Annotated in this window: 20 protein-coding genes and 1 tRNA gene; 10 read left to right on the forward strand and 11 right to left on the reverse strand. The window is 43.2% G+C overall.

The annotated features are described in order from the left end of the window. Positions 1-46: 46 nt before the first annotated feature. The 4 genes from RE476_RS12345 to priL all read left to right on the forward strand — a co-directional run bounded on the left by RE476_RS12345 (position 47) and on the right by priL (position 2,671). The gene (locus RE476_RS12345; RefSeq protein ID WP_309307936.1) at positions 47-463 is read left to right on the forward strand and encodes an NUDIX hydrolase; all 417 of its coding nucleotides are present in this window, start codon (positions 47-49) and stop codon (positions 461-463) included. Beyond that, complete coding sequence (locus RE476_RS12350) at positions 441-755, forward strand: transcription factor S (RefSeq protein ID WP_309307937.1); 315 nt, start codon at positions 441-443, stop codon at positions 753-755. Before RE476_RS12345 ends, RE476_RS12350 begins: the two co-directional genes overlap by 23 nt. Before the next feature lie 110 nt (positions 756-865). Then, positions 866-1,603 (forward strand): proliferating cell nuclear antigen (pcna), encoded by a 738-nt coding sequence (gene pcn, locus RE476_RS12355; protein ID WP_309307938.1) that lies wholly within the window; start codon positions 866-868, stop codon positions 1,601-1,603. A gap of 3 nt (positions 1,604-1,606) precedes the next feature. Next, positions 1,607-2,671 carry a DNA primase regulatory subunit PriL gene (priL, locus tag RE476_RS12360; protein WP_309307939.1) on the forward strand — a complete coding sequence of 355 codons (1,065 nt, stop codon included), beginning with the start codon at positions 1,607-1,609 and terminating at the stop codon, positions 2,669-2,671. 50 nt (positions 2,672-2,721) lie between these two features. On the opposite strand, the gene RE476_RS12365 is transcribed toward priL, so the two are convergent. The 11 genes from RE476_RS12365 to cofD form a co-directional block, all read right to left on the reverse strand. Beyond that, on the reverse strand, positions 2,722-3,591 hold the full coding sequence (locus RE476_RS12365; protein WP_309307940.1) for a mechanosensitive ion channel family protein: 870 nt from the start codon (positions 3,589-3,591) through the stop codon (positions 2,722-2,724). 159 nt (positions 3,592-3,750) lie between these two features. Continuing rightward, complete coding sequence (gene pscS / locus RE476_RS12370; protein WP_309307941.1) at positions 3,751-4,914, reverse strand: O-phospho-L-seryl-tRNA:Cys-tRNA synthase; 1,164 nt, start codon at positions 4,912-4,914, stop codon at positions 3,751-3,753. A 155-nt stretch (positions 4,915-5,069) separates the two neighbouring features. After that, entirely contained in the window at positions 5,070-5,348 is a 279-nt protein-coding gene (locus RE476_RS12375) for a DNA-directed RNA polymerase subunit L (protein ID WP_309307942.1), read from the reverse strand. A gap of 30 nt (positions 5,349-5,378) precedes the next feature. Further along, a complete protein-coding gene (locus RE476_RS12380) occupies positions 5,379-6,104 on the reverse strand; it encodes an exosome complex RNA-binding protein Csl4 (RefSeq protein ID WP_309307943.1) in 726 nt (241 codons plus the stop codon). A 177-nt stretch (positions 6,105-6,281) separates the two neighbouring features. After that, positions 6,282-6,869, reverse strand: a complete 588-nt coding sequence (locus tag RE476_RS12385; RefSeq protein ID WP_309307944.1) for an METTL5 family protein — start codon at positions 6,867-6,869, stop codon at positions 6,282-6,284. A 2-nt stretch (positions 6,870-6,871) separates the two neighbouring features. Continuing rightward, entirely contained in the window at positions 6,872-7,867 is a 996-nt protein-coding gene (gene dph2, locus RE476_RS12390; RefSeq protein WP_309307945.1) for a diphthamide biosynthesis enzyme Dph2, read from the reverse strand. Then, a complete protein-coding gene (hpt, locus tag RE476_RS12395; RefSeq protein WP_309307946.1) occupies positions 7,860-8,423 on the reverse strand; it encodes a hypoxanthine/guanine phosphoribosyltransferase in 564 nt (187 codons plus the stop codon). The genes dph2 and hpt overlap by 8 nt, the downstream gene beginning before the upstream one ends. A gap of 60 nt (positions 8,424-8,483) precedes the next feature. Continuing rightward, entirely contained in the window at positions 8,484-10,064 is a 1,581-nt protein-coding gene (locus tag RE476_RS12400) for a VWA domain-containing protein (RefSeq protein WP_309307947.1), read from the reverse strand. A 13-nt stretch (positions 10,065-10,077) separates the two neighbouring features. Beyond that, positions 10,078-11,199, reverse strand: coding sequence for an ATP-binding protein (locus RE476_RS12405; RefSeq protein ID WP_309307948.1), 1,122 nt, complete (start codon positions 11,197-11,199; stop codon positions 10,078-10,080). Between the two features lie 52 nt (positions 11,200-11,251). Continuing rightward, a complete protein-coding gene (locus RE476_RS12410; RefSeq protein ID WP_309307949.1) occupies positions 11,252-11,659 on the reverse strand; it encodes a hypothetical protein in 408 nt (135 codons plus the stop codon). Positions 11,660-11,808: 149 nt separating this feature from the next. Next, positions 11,809-12,729, reverse strand: a complete 921-nt coding sequence (gene cofD, locus RE476_RS12415; RefSeq protein ID WP_309307950.1) for a 2-phospho-L-lactate transferase — start codon at positions 12,727-12,729, stop codon at positions 11,809-11,811. Positions 12,730-12,789: 60 nt separating this feature from the next. Between cofD and RE476_RS12420 the strand changes: the two genes are divergently transcribed. From RE476_RS12420 to RE476_RS12445, 6 genes are all read left to right on the forward strand, one after another. Next, complete coding sequence (locus RE476_RS12420) at positions 12,790-13,992, forward strand: HD domain-containing protein (RefSeq protein WP_309307951.1); 1,203 nt, start codon at positions 12,790-12,792, stop codon at positions 13,990-13,992. Positions 13,993-14,002: 10 nt separating this feature from the next. Continuing rightward, positions 14,003-14,362, forward strand: coding sequence for a prenylated flavin chaperone LpdD (gene lpdD / locus RE476_RS12425; RefSeq protein ID WP_309307952.1), 360 nt, complete (start codon positions 14,003-14,005; stop codon positions 14,360-14,362). After that, a complete protein-coding gene (locus tag RE476_RS12430) occupies positions 14,362-14,913 on the forward strand; it encodes a UbiX family flavin prenyltransferase (protein WP_309307953.1) in 552 nt (183 codons plus the stop codon). The genes lpdD and RE476_RS12430 overlap by 1 nt, the downstream gene beginning before the upstream one ends. After that, positions 14,882-15,688, forward strand: a complete 807-nt coding sequence (locus RE476_RS12435) for an ABC transporter permease (protein WP_309307954.1) — start codon at positions 14,882-14,884, stop codon at positions 15,686-15,688. Before RE476_RS12430 ends, RE476_RS12435 begins: the two co-directional genes overlap by 32 nt. 116 nt (positions 15,689-15,804) lie before the next feature. Further along, positions 15,805-15,882: transfer RNA gene (locus tag RE476_RS12440), tRNA-Pro, on the forward strand. A 98-nt stretch (positions 15,883-15,980) separates the two neighbouring features. Beyond that, positions 15,981-16,262: a ubiquitin-like small modifier protein 1 gene (locus RE476_RS12445; RefSeq protein WP_309307955.1), complete on the forward strand. Its 282-nt coding sequence runs from the start codon at positions 15,981-15,983 to the stop codon at positions 16,260-16,262. The last annotated feature ends 16 nt before the right edge of the window (positions 16,263-16,278 follow it).

Raw genomic sequence — 16,278 nt, forward strand, 5'->3', positions numbered from 1 at the left:
TATGGCTTCTATATATTTGATGTAGTCTATTAAGTTTTTGTTCCTCATGCCCTTCAATACCCCTAAACTTACAGTTGATGCAGTAATCATATTGAATAGGAAAATTGTTCTGATCGAACGAAAAAACCCTCCGTTTCAAGGAAAATTTGCTCTTCCTGGTGGTTTTGTCGATGTCGGTGAAACAACTGAAAAGGCTGTTGAACGTGAGGTTCTTGAAGAAACAGGGCTTACAATAGAAATAGTTAAGTTACTTGGAGTATATTCTGAGCCTTCGCGTGATCCTCGCGGACACACGGTAAGCATAGTCTATCTGGTACTGGGGGAAGGTATCCCAAAAGCTGATTCGGATGCCAATGGAGTGTATTTATTCGATCTTCAGAACATGCCAGAAATGGCTTTTGACCATAACTTAATAATAGAAAATGCGAGAAGTGATATTTATGGAATTTTGTCCAGAATGTAAAAGTATGATGGTCCCGGCAGGTGAATCCTTTAAGTGCAGAAAGTGTGGTCATGTTAAAGGTAAGCAAGCTGGTTCAGAGGCTTTGTTGTCCAAAGCATCAAGGGAAAAGAGAGAGGTTACTGTTCTTGAAGGTAACACAGATCAGGGGCTCCCCACAACTACTGCCAGATGTGACGAATGTGGTCATAACATTGCTTATTGGTGGTTGCGCCAATTAAGGTCTGCAGATGAATCAGAGACGCGCTTTTTCAAGTGTACTAAATGTGGATGTACCTGGCGTGAATATGACTGAACTCTGATACTTATGGTATCATTGTTTGGTTGCACATATATTTAAAAGAAAACTTATATTACTTATTAGATATAATCTCCTAAAAATTAAATTTATTGGTGGCGAATTAGATGTTCAAGGCAACTATTGATGCAGATATATTAAAAACTGCGATTGAAACTCTTTCGGTTCTTGTTGATGAAGCAAGGTTCAGGATATCTCCTGAGGGAATGTCTGTCCGGGCTGTGGACCCTGCAAACGTAGCCATGGTCAGTTTTGAACTTGGTTCAAGTGCTTTTGATGAGTTCAGTGCTGATGATTGTGAGATTGGCATGGACCTGTCAAAGATCAATGATATTTTCAGTGTTGCAGGCAAGGACGAGAAAGTTATCATGGAACTTGATGAGATGTCCCAGAAAATGTCACTGCATCTTGGCGGACTTTCTTACACTCTTGCATTGCTCGATCCTTCAACTATCAGGGCAGAACCAAGAATTCCTCAACTTGAGCTTCCAGCTGAGGTTGTACTTAATGGTAAGGAACTTCAGAGAGCTGTCAAAGCTGCTGAGAAGATCAGCGACCACATGTTGCTTGGAATTGATGGCGATGTATTCTATATGGAAGCAGAAGGGGATACTGACCGCGTTCGCCTTGACATGGCCCGTGATAAGCTTATTGACATGAAGGTTGGCGAAGCACGTTCCCTGTTCTCATTGGACTATCTCTCTGATATTGTGAAACCAGCATCTCGTTCCAACGAGATTACAATTGAGATTGGAAAGGATTTTCCTGTAAAGATCTCTTTCTCCATTGCAAACGGCGCAGGAAAAGTAGGTTATCTTCTGGCTCCAAGGATCGAATCTGACTGATCTATGGATGAAAAGGACTTTGCATTATATCCATACATTTCCGAGGCATCCTCACATGTAAGGGGCCTCGGAATAGCTCTTGATCGCCTGGTTACGTCCAGGGCCATGGAATCAGCACGTGTTCGTGGCAAAGAGCGTGTTTTACAGGCGATATCAGGTGAACTTATAAAACCAAACCTTTCCATTTCGGATGAACAGAAGATCCTTTTGGAATTACTTTCCTATCCATTTTCAAGGATACTTGTTTCCTCTATCGATGATTCTTTCCTGACACGGAGATATTGTCTTGCCGAAGCAGTTGCTTCCTATAGGCTTTTAAAGACACAAAACCTTGCTTTTCTCAGAGAATTTGCTTCAGATTTCGGCATTTTTCCGGATGAAACTGAAAATGGTTTCAAAATCCACTTTACATCGTATATCCGTATGGCAAGCTCTCTAAAAGCAATAGAATGGAAACTCGTCAATCGAAAACTTGATCATGGGAATGTGAATGTTTCAAAGGAAGAGTTTGCCCGTCTTTTGCAGGAACTTATAAAAAACCGTGTTGAGCAAAATTTGCCTATGCCAGTTGATGATGAACTGGTCAAGGCGTGTGAGTCATATCTTGGTGAGATTCGGGAAGCTCTGGAAGAGCAGAAGAGTACTTTTGGTGAATCTGAATTTGAATCAGTTGAAACAGATATTTTCCCTCCATGCATAACTCATGCTATCGCTAATACACAGGCTGGTGTGAATCTCGCACATTCTATGCGATTTGCGATGACTGCTTTTCTCCTTACAATAGGCATGACGGTTGATGACATCATGAACCTCTTTACCGCATCTCCTGATTTTGATATTGAGAAAGCCAGGTATCAGGTAGAGCATATTGCCGGTTCATCTGGTACACATTACAAGCCTCCGTCATGCTCAACGATGCAGACCTATGGCAACTGTTATGCTCCGGATGAAATGTGCAAGAAGATAAGCCATCCGCTTAATTATTACAGTCGCAAGCTATGGTTCCGTAGAAGGGATATGCAAAACGGTAAAGAAGAATCCGTATCTGAAAAACCAACAACAGAATGATTCATCTGAAAATTATGGTGATAACTCTCTGTTTTATGGGAAAAGCAAATTCATTGTCCATCGGTCGGCTTAAACTCATTTAGCATCATGGAAGTAATCTGGTGTCTGACCTGCTCACGACGTTCATAAGTTGATTTGTAGTAGACAGTTATCTTAACGCCGTCACTGTCAGAGCCCAGGAAGAAACTCACATTAACGTCAAGAGTGTTCCATACCTTCTCCTTCAGTGCCTCTACTTTCGAAGGAAGATTGGCTGGAAGTTCCTCCATGTCAAAATACATGTTAAACTCATTTCTGAACTTACCCTTGCCGTAGTTTTTGATGGGTTTTTCAAGGAATATTTTGTTTGGTATTTTGAAATAATCCTCATAAGTATCAGGTGTCGGGTCAACGACCACATAGAACAGGCCTATATGCTTTACCAGTCCTTCCATATCGTTATCTTCACCCACCTTGATGTAATCGCCTATCTTGAATGGTTTCTTGGTAAGCAGTATGAACCATATGAAATAGGAAAGGATGATATCTCTGATAGCAAAGGCAAAACCGGTTGTGATCAATCCTAAAAAGATAGCAATATTCTGTATAGTGATGCCAAGCTGCCAGAAGGCTACCAGTGTGGCAAGCAGGTATACAAAAGCGAGGTACATCTTACCCATGAGTATGCGTTCCTCGATTTGTCCCATTCCCTCAAAATAATTGAGGATGCTATTTACTGTGAGCTTCGTAAAAAGAGTCGCAAGGGCATATGATACAAAAATGATCAACAAGGAACTCAGCGCATTTGTGACAATAACCGGAACTTCTATTAGATTCCTGTCAACAGCCACAATGAATACAAGTGCAACAATGGTCATGAATACAAAGAACAGGAAAACCTTGTTCAGCAACTTGTGCACCAGCTTTGATTTTACATTCATCAAGCTGCTACGCGAAGAATTTTTACTCATATGTTTTCTGCCCTGCATTTGTATTATTGAGAAGTTCTAATTACTCCATATTCTATGTATATCATCTTATCGATATAGCCTATTAAGACACAGAATGGAAATATAAAAAAGGAAAGTTTAAAGGCAGTTTCATTCTGCCTTCTGGTACTTGTCAATTATTTCCTGGAATGAATCTGCAACGTATGATAAATTATCTCTTCCAACCTGGAAAGTACTCAGTTTGAAGTATTTTGTGAGTCCTGATTTAATACCGTGGATATTACGCTCTTTCAGTTCCCTGTAGAGGAAATATCTCCCCTTCTTGGCAGTCTGTGAAATATCGTAGAATACCGGAGCTTCGAAGAACATCAGGTCATGGTTATGTGGTTTTTCACCCATCTGCATGATTCTCATATCTTCCAGTTTTGAAGAGAACCAGCGGGCGTCTGCGACCTCATTATCCCAGTTACGGGTACGGCGTACGACATCCGGGAATGATGCTATCATGGTCATCACGGTAGCTCCTCTTGCAGTACATCCCAGAAGCTCAACTTCCTTTACCTTGTGAGTAGGGGATTTCCTGAAAACGATGTCTGCATACTCTTCCTTAACGCCAAGCACTCCAATAGGTCCTGATGATGCCATGGACTTGTGACCGCTTCCAACAACGAAATCCACGCCCATCTTATTAGCATGGATTGGCATTCTGCCTACGGAATAAGCACCATTGAGCATAAGGGGCACATCATAACTATGGCATATATCGGCTATCCTCTTAACATCTGCAAGGTTTCCGTAACTCCCATCAGGATATGTGACCTGTGCAAGTGCCGGGGCCTTGCCAGTCTCACTGATAACTTCCTCGATAGCTGTAGCATACCCTTCAACATCTGTTTTGTATTCGGGACTGCCGCTATGGGGTACGGTCTTTATATTCAGCCTTGCACGTTGTGCAGCCACAAAAGATGAATAATGTGCGAGTCCGTCAAGCACAACATAATCTCCTTCCTGTGCCATTGAGTGCATAACCATAAACTTAGATTCCCTTGCTCCATGCGTAATTCTCACTGCATCCGCATCAAGGAATGCAGGCAAAGCATCATGGATGAACTCCTGTATGGGGGGTTTCTTGATAAGGTCAAGCACACCGCCACAGAAATCACAAACTGAATATCCGTCTCCCCATTCAAGTAATGCCTTTCGGGCATCTTCTGTAAGTCTGCCGCCTGTCTGGAGCGGGTCGATGTTTATCGCATCCTTAGGACCGCGCTCTATAAATCCAAATTTGCTGAGAGTAGAATCATCCAGTTCCATAATGTTTCCTCTGTAAGAATTATAGTGAATACTAAACTTTCCAATACTAGTTAAAAATGTTCATTCTAAATTAGTTACATCCTTTATCCCGGTATATAGCCTACGCTATAAAAAAGCTATTAAAAAAGAAAAGATAAGCACCTATTGGTGCTACTTCAGACATCTACGGCAGTTTTAAAAACTGACATAAACTCGTCACAATGCGTCACAATGCTTTTTGCCGCATCCTTTACAGCTTCAATAGGGTCTACACCTTCAGTTTTCACAAAAAGTATAGGGTCACTTATTGACACGTGTTTCATGTCGTATGTTGCTATCTGAACTCTTGTGTCATCAAGCAGGGCTGACTTAAGCATGTTGAGAAGAGTGTGGTTCTCTCCTATGATCTCAAGATGCATCTCATCATCAGTTTTATCAATGATCTTTAATTCCATCTTTATCTCACCTGAATTATATGATAATCTTTAGAATATTCCGGTTCCGTATTCAGAAGAGATCTTCCTTCTTTCTACGCGCCCGCATTCCGGACATTTCAATCTGTTGTTGTCTTTCACAAGATCCGATCTGCATCTTGAACAATATGCCTTCATTACGCCAAGGGTCTCGCCATCCGTGCTCAGACGCATGTTCTGGGTATTAATTACTTTTGCCTTTACTATATCTGAAAGGGCAAACTCCTGGCCAAGATTCTTGACATAGGAATCCTTTACGTTAGAAACGTGGATGGCTGCTGCACCATTTGTCTGGAATTCACGCTCTCCCTTGCCTTTGATAGCTCCTATTTCAACAAGAGCGACTGAATCACGCATATTGACGACATTTCCCACAATGATGTCTCCTTCAGCAATCTCAGGGGGAGTGCTTGTCTGGGGAACAATGGAAATAGTCCTTGATTTCTTGTCTATCTTTACGTATCCGGTACTGAGTGAATGGATATCTGCCACGTTGACATAGGTTCCATTACCTGCCACGAATTCTTCTGTAGTTCCTACAAAATCGCCGGGCATTACAAAAACACTTTCTTCTGTGCTAACGTCGTCTTCTGTGTCCATTTCATCATCTTCCGTAGACCCTTTTGCGGGTTTCATATTCTTCTTTCCTGCTTCACTGCTTCGAATCTGTTCCTTTTCATCTTTTGCGGAACCCTTTGTGAGCTCTTTCGGTGCACCAGTAGCCTCCGGTCCTTTCACAGGAACCTTTTCTTCACTAACCTGCTGGTCTCCGGAATTAGATGATTTGATCTTCCTACGTGAAGTCTTTCGTCTATTTCTTATCCTAATTAGAATCCCTCTTGTAATCTGAAATTAATATAAAAATGTATAAAATTCATGAACCATTTTTCAGTAAGAACTACATTTGTTAAAGTACTATCGCACTATACGATAAATTTCTACCTTCACCATTTCTACTTCTTTCTTATGAAATTTAAATGTTCGTTTTATTGGAAATGCCGTTGTGTACCAATCTGTTATCCTGGCATCACCTATGAACTTACTGATAAAATTATGGCTGCCGCAGTTATGAATGGAATATATCACATCACTGGTTTTCAACGCACTTAAAAGAAACGGTCGGTCATTCCCTTTGGCCTGCGCACCGAATGGCGGGTTCATAACAACCGTATCAGCATGCCCTTCAACCTCAAATACATCGTTGTGGACAAACTCAACATCCACTCCAAGTTTTTCAGCATTCTTCCGGGCAATTTCCAGGGCTTTCCTGTCCAGATCAAAACCAACGACCTTTTCCGCCCCAAGCAACTTTGCTCCGATTGCAAGTATTCCTGTTCCACATCCCAGATCGAAAACAGTTCCCTCAAGGTCACCCTGCATGTAAGCAAAATGTAACATCTCTGCAGCAAGCAGCGCCGGGGTGACATACTGCTCAAGTGAAACACTGGGATTATCAAAACCCTCTACCTGTTCAAGCAAGATCTCGAGTTTTCGCTGTTTCAATTTCATTCACCTGTGATCTCATCAAAAACAAGGTCTTCCCATTGCTTCTCACCAAGGACTATTTCAAATTCCATTGGAGTCAGCATTGGGGAGTGGAATCTCCCAACTTCATCAATGGCAAGCCGGGGGCATGCAGTATTTACAAACGCATCTACCTTGAACTGCAATAACTGGTCAGGGGTCACAAGGTCCATTGTAAAAATATATGCATCTTTGCCGTGTTCCTTTGCCATACTTTTCAGTTCCTCAGCCAGAGCCATACGTTCCTGTCCAGGCTTTGTTGACACCACAATTCCAAATACTTCAGCATCAAGTGACTTTGCTATAGCTGCACTCCTTTGCCTTAGAATCCTGGAATTATCTGCATCTCTAAGTTCATTGACAAATGGATCTGCGATCAGTACTCGTTTTTTAGTTGCCAGGGAAACGCCAAGGGGGTGGAACTGTCCGCTTCCAATGTAGAGATATTCATCACACTCTTCTTTCCTGGCAGCAGAGAAATTACATCCCAGTACCTGTCCAGGATATGCTATCTTGCTGTCACCTGCACATATGATGCACTCTTTTCCGTGTTCTTTCAGAATAGAAGCTGCATCTTCAAGCTTATGCACATGCTGAACCGTAGTTATCAGGCCTATTTTCTGTCCCGTAAGCTCATTGACAGCCAGTTTCACAACATCCTTAACATCTACGTCCGATCTTGTCTCAATAAAATATACTTTTTGCGAAAGTTTGTTATCATCAAGGTGTGCATGACCAAAATGAAACATAATCTCTACTTTGTCCAGTAAAGCAACATCAAGGTCGCATGCTCCAAAGCAAGGGTTTCCTGATATGAATATTACAGAGCCAGTCTCTTTCTCTATCCTTGAGGCAATTCCCGGGGAACGCCTCTTGAAACCTTCAGGAAACTGCAATCCTATGACTTTTGCACCTGTGTCCTTTATGACAGAGATTATACGGTCCAGCTGGAAATCGAATGCTTCTCCTTCACTCATGGGTATCCTCTATGGTCACACCGTTTTCAGTTACATCGATACGTATCAGAGTCTTTATATCAATCCCAATATCCTTTAATCTTGAAAGGCCATCACCACGTTCGATAACGACAATGGTATCCGTGATTATAGCACCAATATCCTCAAGGGCTTTTATTAGTGAGACAAGGGTGCCACCTGTGCTTATCACATCATCGACGATGAGCACCTTGTCACCTTTCCTTACATCATTCACATAAAGCTCGCCCTTTGAGTAACCTGTTTCCTGTGAAAGTTTTATTTCACCATCAAGTCCATAAGGCCTCTTTCTGATAATTGAGAACGGAATTCCCGTTTTCATGGATATTGATGTGGCAAGGGGAATTCCCATAGCCTCTATGGCAAGTATCTTGTCAAAGTCCTTGCTGACTATTCCTACTATGTGCTCTGTTATCTCTTCAAGCAGTTCCGGTTCAAGCTGCGGAACACCGTCTGATATTGGATGAATAAAATAATAATAATCGCCCCTGCGCACAATAGGAGCATTCAACAGGGATTCACGAAGTATCTTTAGCATAGTTACCGCTTACTACCTGCCAATATATAAAAACAGACCGTTGGGGGGAAACCCTCACGGTCATACTGCAACAAAAGCTGTCTTCTGATCTCTTTCCTGCTTTATAGCTGAATAAAGGGCTTCCTTGCTCAGTGATTTAGGATGATAATAACTTCCATTGCTTTGCATGGCAACTTCCTTGACAAGTCTGGAGCCAGTATCACTTATATCAACTACAAGAATGTTGATGTGGTTCTCAGCTATCTGTTTACAAACCTGTATGATCTCCCTTCTGATATTACCTCCAAGGTGAAGGGGCGAGTTTGCAGTTCCGTCCGTGACAAGTATCATTATAGGTACGGCTGAAGGTTCTTTTTTCAGTTCCCTGAGTAGTGTGTCCAGTCCCCTGAGCAATCCGGAGGCCATTGGCGTCGTACCTCCGAAAGGTACCTTCTCAAGATAACGCTTTGCAGCTTCAACTGATGAAGTGAATGGAAGGACCAGTTCACCGGAACGCCCGCTGTATGTTACAAGTGAGACCCTGTCCCTGCGTTGATATGCGTCTTTCAGGAGTGCAAGAACCACGCTGGTCGTTATCTGAACTTTTTCCTGTTCATCCATGGAACCGGAAGTATCAAAAACGATATTTATCAGACTGGAAATACGTCTCCTTCTTACCTTTTCCCGGATATCGCTCTTTTTGATCTCGATCTTCCCGTCCTTCGCATGATGTGCTGCCGCGCGAACCGTAGGTGCAATGGCTATATCTGTGATCTTCTCGCCGGGCATTCTGTATCTCACATAACGCCCACGTTTGCTTTTAGTTAGCACTTCTGCTCGTCTTCCTGACTTCAACCTGCCTAAGGCGAGCCTTTTCTTCTGCGAGTTGTGAGCAAATTCATTAAGGATCTTGCCAACGGTCTTGTCTTCCTTAAGGTCTTCAAACAACTTCTCCGAGCCTGACTTTTTACTGGTGGCTTTGGATTCAAACTTAAACTCCTCTTCCAGATCGTTATGGGAAAGGATGTGAACGTATTCCTTTGGAGTAAGTTCCACAAGAACTTCAGGTTCATGCAGGCAAACAGGGGAGGATGACTCAAAGATACTTTCTTCGAATACTGGTGGACGAATGCTCTCAAAAGCAAACTCATCAGTTGATTCCTTTGTCTTGTTTGTATCGGGTTTCAGTATATCGGCAAAAGCTGATCTTTCAGGATCATATTTAGAAGCGTCTTTTTCTGCCAAGTCTACAAAAGCAGCTTCGGGTATCGGACCAGTAACCAATGAGCTGTCCGTTTCCTCTCTTTCAGACGTTAACACCGGAGCGTCATCCAATGGCACATTATTCTGAGGATTTTTGAATACTGCTGCAACAGCTGTATCTGAAGTACCTATCAGTGGTGTGAAGAAAGCACCAGGCTCCATTGTCATGTGATCTGAATCTGCAACAATGTAGACATCCTCTATCTCATCAGGTCTTATCTGCTCCATATTCTTATAGAGGTTATCATACAGGATCTCGGTATCATCCTTTGAAAAATCAGAAACCGAGTTTTTGGGGATACGCAACCCAAGCAGAGGAACACCTATGTACATTACTTTTATGCCATAATTGCGCGGAAGATTCCTGCGCAGACGTTGGACAAGTTCACTCTCGGTCATCCCCAAACCTCTCTTATATATTTCCGTCTACAACAGCCCTTAGCTGGTCCACACTGAACTCTTCTTCTTCAAATGGCTTCTTACGCATTCTGTGGGGGAGGACCATCTCAGATGCCTCGATGATGTCATCGTTGGTAATGCGTTCTCTGCCTTCGTAGGCTGCATTTGTACGGGCTGCCCGCTCTATCATAATATCTGCACGGTGTCCGTCCACATTGAAAGCGATACAAATTTCTGCAATTGTGCGCAGATTTTCTCTTGTACTGGACACTCTCGGAAGCAGTTGCATAGCCTTTACTATTTTTGAGCGCAGTTTTTCCTGCTCAGCTTCGTAATCACGTATGAATTGTTTTGGATCATCATTGAATCCGTTTCGTCGTTCTACAATCTCGATACGCTGTTCAACATCATAGATTCCGGTGACCTCTACCTGCAAAGCTATTCTGTCAAGCAGTTGTGGGCGAAGTTCTCCTTCCTCCGGGTTCATACTTCCTACAATAATGAAATTTGCAGGATGGCTGACACTAACACCTTCACGCTCAACAGTGTTCACGTTCATAGCTGCAGCATCAAGAAGTGCGTCAACTACAAAGTCATCCAGCAGGTTTATCTCATCAACATAAAGAATTCCACGGTTTGCCTGTGCAAGGATGCCAGGGTCAAATGCCTGCACACCCTGGCGCACAGCTTTTTCAATATCCAGACTACCGACAACCCTGTCTTCAGTAGCGCCCACAGGAAGATCTACTACCTTTGTCTGGCGTTTATTAACGTTAAGTGTTCCCTTTCTCTTCTTTTCTGTACATTCCCAACAGAACTTGTCAGGGTCTTTAGGGTCACAATTGAATTTGCATCCTTCTACAACTTCAATCTCTGGCAGTACCTCTGCTAAACCTCTTACCGCCGTGGATTTAGCAGTACCTTTCTGTCCACGTATCAGTACTCCTCCAATCGAAGGATTGATTGTATTCAGTATGAGCGCTCTTAGCATTTTTTCCTGCCCTACTATGGCAGATATGGGGTAGAGCACTCTTTCTGTCCTTGTGGCCTTGCGGGCAATGTCTTCCAGATATTGTGAAGGAGCTTCCGCGGTTTTTGGAACTTCTTTTATTGTCCCGGTTATACTTGAACTCATATTATCGCCTTTCCAGCATGAAATCTTGCATATTGTTACTTGTCAGTTGAATTTACAGATACCTTAGTATGATCGCAGAAATAAGAGCCAGGAATAAGAGTACCAGCCCACCGGCGAAAAAGGCAAACACTATTTTGATATGCACATTCTTTTCTGCGTTCTTTGCAAGTGCGTTAAGCTCATACAAGGAAAATGAAGAACTCAACAGGAAAAGAATAGACGATAACAGCAACAATGATCCTGCTACCAGGATATACTCTGCTGTCCATGTAAGGGCCTTTGCATTCAATAGGTCAAGAAAAAAGTCTTTCCCATGTCTTACATATGATGCCGTTATCCATAGCATAGTGTAAGCAATCTCTGCGGCGCCCATTATTACCGAGCAGATCGCAGTTGTCATAAGCGTGACCATCATCCCTATATCAGGGATGTCAATATCGATTTTCCATTCATCACCCACAATTTCACCTTGAGAGCCTGTTTTGTACGGTATACCCTCTAATTGAAGGTACAGAATATATGTGCTAAAATAATAAAAATATACCCATTAAAATATTTAGCGGTGTAAATGGTAATAAAAAGAAAAGCCAGCAGAACTATCAGGTAGTTCTACATTAATTCAAATTGTTCATGTATGAGTCGGGATAGATCTCGGCTTATGTCCACTGACTTCATCAATGTATCTGCCTTCGATACACTGCAACCAGTTACTTCAAACCTTTTCTCTTCGATCGGGTCACGCTCATCGAGTATGATGTGGTCGAGAAAATCAGAATAGTAGGAGGCAACGCCATAGGATGAAACTTCTATTCCTCTTGCAGCCATAAGTTTACCAGCCGGTCCGCTCACAGGTTCGTTTCCAATTATAGGACTTACTGCAATGACATTTTTATCACAGAGTATGTCACGCATTCCCGGAAGTTCAATGATAGGGCCGATACTTGTTATGGGGTTACTTGGGCCGATAAGCACTTCATCCTCATTCTCAAGTGCAGCCAGAACAGCAGGAGATATAGATGCTTTTTCTATGCCTTCCTGACATACTCCAAGAACCTCCGGTTCGCCATGTTTTCCAACCCAGAAATCCTGGAAATGCATTTTTCCTTCTGGTGTGCTTATCATGGAGGATACCGGGTCATCGGACATGGGCAGAACATTTGCTTTCACTCCGAATGACTTGCAAAGTTGAGTGATGGCTTCTGTAAGTGTCATTCCACTACGGAGGAGGTCAGATCGCATGATATGGGTTGCGCGGTCAAGGTCTCCCAGCATCATAACCTCATTGTGTCCAAGAGCTTTCATGGCTTCATGGGTTCTGTAAGTGTCACCTTTGATCCCCCACCAGCGGGAGCTGTCTATCTTGCCCGAGAACAGGTATAGTACAGTGTCAATGTCGGGGGTGATCAGGTTTCCTGATATCCATACATCCTCTGCCGTATTGACCACGACAGTGATCTCTTCTTCCGGTATAACTTCACGAAGGCCGTTCAATAGTTTGGGAGTGCCTGTGCCACCTGAGAAAATTATCATATTATTGCTCTCTTCCTGTTTATCGGAACGTCATTATAAGATGACGCATATTTAAAATATATGAAAGTCATCCGTGATCCGATTCATGGTTATATTGAGCTTGACACTCTCACGTTATCACTTATAGATTCACCGCAGATACAACGGCTGAGACGAATAAGCCAGCTTGGGCTGTCAAATCTCGTGTATCCCGGAGCAAACCATACTCGTTTTGAACATTCCCTTGGCGTGATGCATCTTGCCAGCATGCTGACAGAAAAGATCGATTCTGTGACAGATGAGGAAAAAGAGGAGCTTAGGGTTGCGGCTCTTCTTCACGATGTGGGACATGGTCCTTTTTCGCACGTTACTGAAAATATTACCAAATACTATACGAGGCAACGGCATGAGGACGTCAGGGATATACTGAAAAAAGGTGAACTCGGGGAGATCTTAAAAGAACATGGTTTGAATCCTGCAACCATCGAGGACCACATTCAGGGAAAGACCGATCTCGGTAAGATACTCAACAGTGAGATAGATGTGGACAGGATGGACTATCTGGTGCGGGATTCGCATTATACGGGTGTTGCCTTCGGTCTTGTGGACCATGTCAGACTCATCAATGAGATGAAGTTCTATGAAAACAAACTCGTTGTCACCGCAGGCGGTGTCAAGGCCGCGGAATCACTTCTTGTATCAAGGTTCCTGATGCATCCTTCAGTATATTACCATCACGTTTCAAGGATAGCTGAAACCATGTTCACAAGGGCAGTGGATGATCTAATCCAGAAGAAGTCATTAAATGCTTTTGACCTGCGAAAAATGGATGATTCCAGACTTTTTGAAATGATACGTAATGATGATGGTTATGCAGGGGAACTGGCAGAGAGGCTGGATAACAGAAAACTCTACAAGAGGGCATTGTATGTAGGCTTTGATGAAGTTGGTGAAGGCGTTTTGAAACATCGGAAAAACATAGAACGGGTGGAAGCCGAGATTGCGGAAGATGTTGGCATTGAACCGGAAAGCGTTCTCATAGATATTCCAAAGGATCCGGAAATAGCTGAAATGAAGGCACTGGTGAAGGTAAATGGCAGAATGTTACGCCTGGATGAAGTTTCACATGTGGTTGCAACACTTGAGCAGGCTCACCGTGATAACTGGAAGATGGGAGTTTACACTCCGAAGGAGTACAGGGAAGAAGTATCCAAAGCTGCAAGGACCTTCTTTGATGTAAAAAGAACAACAAAACAATTCCGTCTGAGTGAAATAGAAGGGTAATAGGGGTAGTATGCAGGAGATAAGGAAGATAGCGGGCAGAATAAGTCTCATTCTGGATTGGAAAAAGGCAGGAAATGACTATGTCATTACTCTTACAGGCGGGGAAGCGCATGTGGGGGCGGTAGGTGTGGGATTCTATGATAAATCCTCGGGCAGGGCCTCCTCTTCGGTGATCACAAGTCCTGGGCACAGGGAAACGGATATCGCGTTACTTGGGGCAAAGGTCTTCAGTGAGGCCAGCAAGTCTGCAGCGGTTTTTATGGTAGGCATTCATCTGGATAATATTACAAAAAAAGAAATAGAAGAAATTGTATCTGTTTCAGAGGAAATGATCGATGAATTATCGGTCATTATTCAGGAGGGTTTTTAATGGAAATAGTTATAGGCATCAGCGGGGCTTCAGGCTCTGCATACGGTATCAGGCTACTGGAAATACTTTCAGGGACCGACATTATGACCCACCTGGTCATAACAAAGGCTGCGAGGCAGATAATAGGTATAGAAACTGACTATGAGATCAGTTATGTCGAAGGACTTGCAGACGCAGTATATGATGAAAGTGATTTTACAGCTCCAATTGCGAGTGGTTCTCACAGGTTCGATGGAATGATCGTTGCACCGTGCAGTATGAAGACGCTTGGTGAGATCGCCGGTGGCATGTCTGATAACCTGCTTGGCAGGGTTGCAGATGTCTGCCTGAAAGAGAGGCGAAAACTCATTCTGATGCCACGTGAAACACCACTGAACCAGATACACCTTGAGAATATGCTCAGGCTTGAAAGGGCTGGTGGAATAATTCTTCCCGCATCTCCTGGATTTTATTCAAGGCCGCAGACCATTGATGATCTGGTAAATTCAATGGCAGGGCGCGCACTTGACCTGATAGGCATTGACAACGAAGTATACGAACGCTGGGGATGATATGGGCCTTTCCGGGATGAAACTCTGCCTGAACACTGTATTCACTCTGTGGCTTCGGGAGATGTTGCGTTACAAGCGCTCACGCTCAAGGATAATAGGTTCCCTGGCTACTCCTCTTTTTTTCCTTGTTATCATGGGTTCTGCCCTGGGGAGCTCGATGACCCTGCGAAGCGGCAGGTATATCGATTATATGGCTCCCGGTATAATCGGCATGTCAATACTCTTTGCATCCCTCATGGGCGGTATCTCTATCATATGGGATCGGGAGTTCGGTTTTCTAAAAGAAATACTTGTAGCACCTGTCAGTCGTTTCTACACAGCCCTTGGAAAAGCTGCAGGTGGCGTGACAACTGCAATGGTGCAGGGAATATCCCTGATGGTCATCAGTGGGTTTATCGGAATAGAATACGTGTCTATCTGGAGGGAACTCCTTTGCATCCCGATAATGTTTATAATGGGACTCGGGTTCATAGGACTTGGCATAACACTTGCATCAAGAATAGAATCTCATGAAGGTTTTCAGATGATGATGACTTTCATCACATTTCCCACTATCATGACCAGCACAGCATTTTATCCAATGGATAATCTTCCCGGATGGCTGAGCATACCGGTTCATCTCAATCCTTTGACCTACGGGGTGGAAGCCCTCAGGTGGATGTTGCTTGACGCTTCTGATGTGCCGATCGAGCTATCAATGGCTGTGATAACGGCGTTTGCACTATTTACAATGGGAATTGGAAGCTGGGCTTTTGACAGGTCAGGGGATCAATGAGTAAAAAAGACCTTATTTTCATGATTTGTTCTGCATTTTTGTCCATGGTATCCTTATTCTCACGAAACCTATTTATACAATATATGCCATGTAAGGGCTACCCTTCTAAGCTGATTGGGATAGTAGGGTAGCTTGGTCCATCCTCGAGCGTTTGGGACGCTTGGACTGCGGTTCAAATCCGCGCTATCCCACCAGAACTTTTTTTTAATTGTTTATCAACTGTTTATTTTTAATATTCTATGTATTTCACATGGATTAGTTTTATAACATATCCGTAGTGAATAATGTCCCCATGGCAAACGTTAAGGTTAAACTTTTTGCAAACCTGAGGGAGATTGCGCAGGCATCCTCATTAACATTGGCAGGGGATACTGTAAAGGACGTTCTGCTTTCTCTGACGGAACAATATCCTCCTTTGAACGAACTCATATTTGAAGCCGGAGAAGACGTGAAACTTTGCGGTTACATCAATGTGTTCCTGAACGGGAATAATATCAAACATATGGAAGGACTGGCTACAATTCTCAATAACGATGATGAACTGGGAGTATTCCCGCCCGTATCAGGCGGCTGAGTTATCCTGGAGGGAT

The organism is Methanolobus mangrovi, from assembly GCF_031312535.1.
Classification (GTDB): Archaea; Halobacteriota; Methanosarcinia; order Methanosarcinales; family Methanosarcinaceae; genus Methanolobus; species Methanolobus mangrovi.

Bases quoted from the DNA above. Each gene is read 5' to 3' on its own strand.
- pcn (WP_309307938.1), top strand. From the start codon at position 866: ATGTTCAAGGCAACTATTGATGCAGATATATTAAAAACTGCGATTGAA.
- hpt (WP_309307946.1), bottom strand. From the start codon at position 8,423: ATGCTAAAGATACTTCGTGAATCCCTGTTGAATGCTCCTATTGTGCGC.
- RE476_RS12350 (WP_309307937.1), top strand. From the start codon at position 441: ATGGAATTTTGTCCAGAATGTAAAAGTATGATGGTCCCGGCAGGTGAA.
- pscS (WP_309307941.1), bottom strand. From the start codon at position 4,914: ATGGAACTGGATGATTCTACTCTCAGCAAATTTGGATTTATAGAGCGC.
- RE476_RS12420 (WP_309307951.1), top strand. From the start codon at position 12,790: ATGAAAGTCATCCGTGATCCGATTCATGGTTATATTGAGCTTGACACT.
- RE476_RS12375 (WP_309307942.1), bottom strand. From the start codon at position 5,348: ATGGAATTAAAGATCATTGATAAAACTGATGATGAGATGCATCTTGAG.
- priL (WP_309307939.1), top strand. From the start codon at position 1,607: ATGGATGAAAAGGACTTTGCATTATATCCATACATTTCCGAGGCATCC.
- RE476_RS12345 (WP_309307936.1), top strand. From the start codon at position 47: ATGCCCTTCAATACCCCTAAACTTACAGTTGATGCAGTAATCATATTG.
- lpdD (WP_309307952.1), top strand. From the start codon at position 14,003: ATGCAGGAGATAAGGAAGATAGCGGGCAGAATAAGTCTCATTCTGGAT.
- dph2 (WP_309307945.1), bottom strand. From the start codon at position 7,867: ATGAGTGAAGGAGAAGCATTCGATTTCCAGCTGGACCGTATAATCTCT.
- RE476_RS12405 (WP_309307948.1), bottom strand. From the start codon at position 11,199: ATGAGTTCAAGTATAACCGGGACAATAAAAGAAGTTCCAAAAACCGCG.
- RE476_RS12445 (WP_309307955.1), top strand. From the start codon at position 15,981: ATGGCAAACGTTAAGGTTAAACTTTTTGCAAACCTGAGGGAGATTGCG.
- RE476_RS12430 (WP_309307953.1), top strand. From the start codon at position 14,362: ATGGAAATAGTTATAGGCATCAGCGGGGCTTCAGGCTCTGCATACGGT.
- RE476_RS12365 (WP_309307940.1), bottom strand. From the start codon at position 3,591: ATGAATGTAAAATCAAAGCTGGTGCACAAGTTGCTGAACAAGGTTTTC.
- cofD (WP_309307950.1), bottom strand. From the start codon at position 12,729: ATGATAATTTTCTCAGGTGGCACAGGCACTCCCAAACTATTGAACGGC.
- RE476_RS12400 (WP_309307947.1), bottom strand. From the start codon at position 10,064: ATGACCGAGAGTGAACTTGTCCAACGTCTGCGCAGGAATCTTCCGCGC.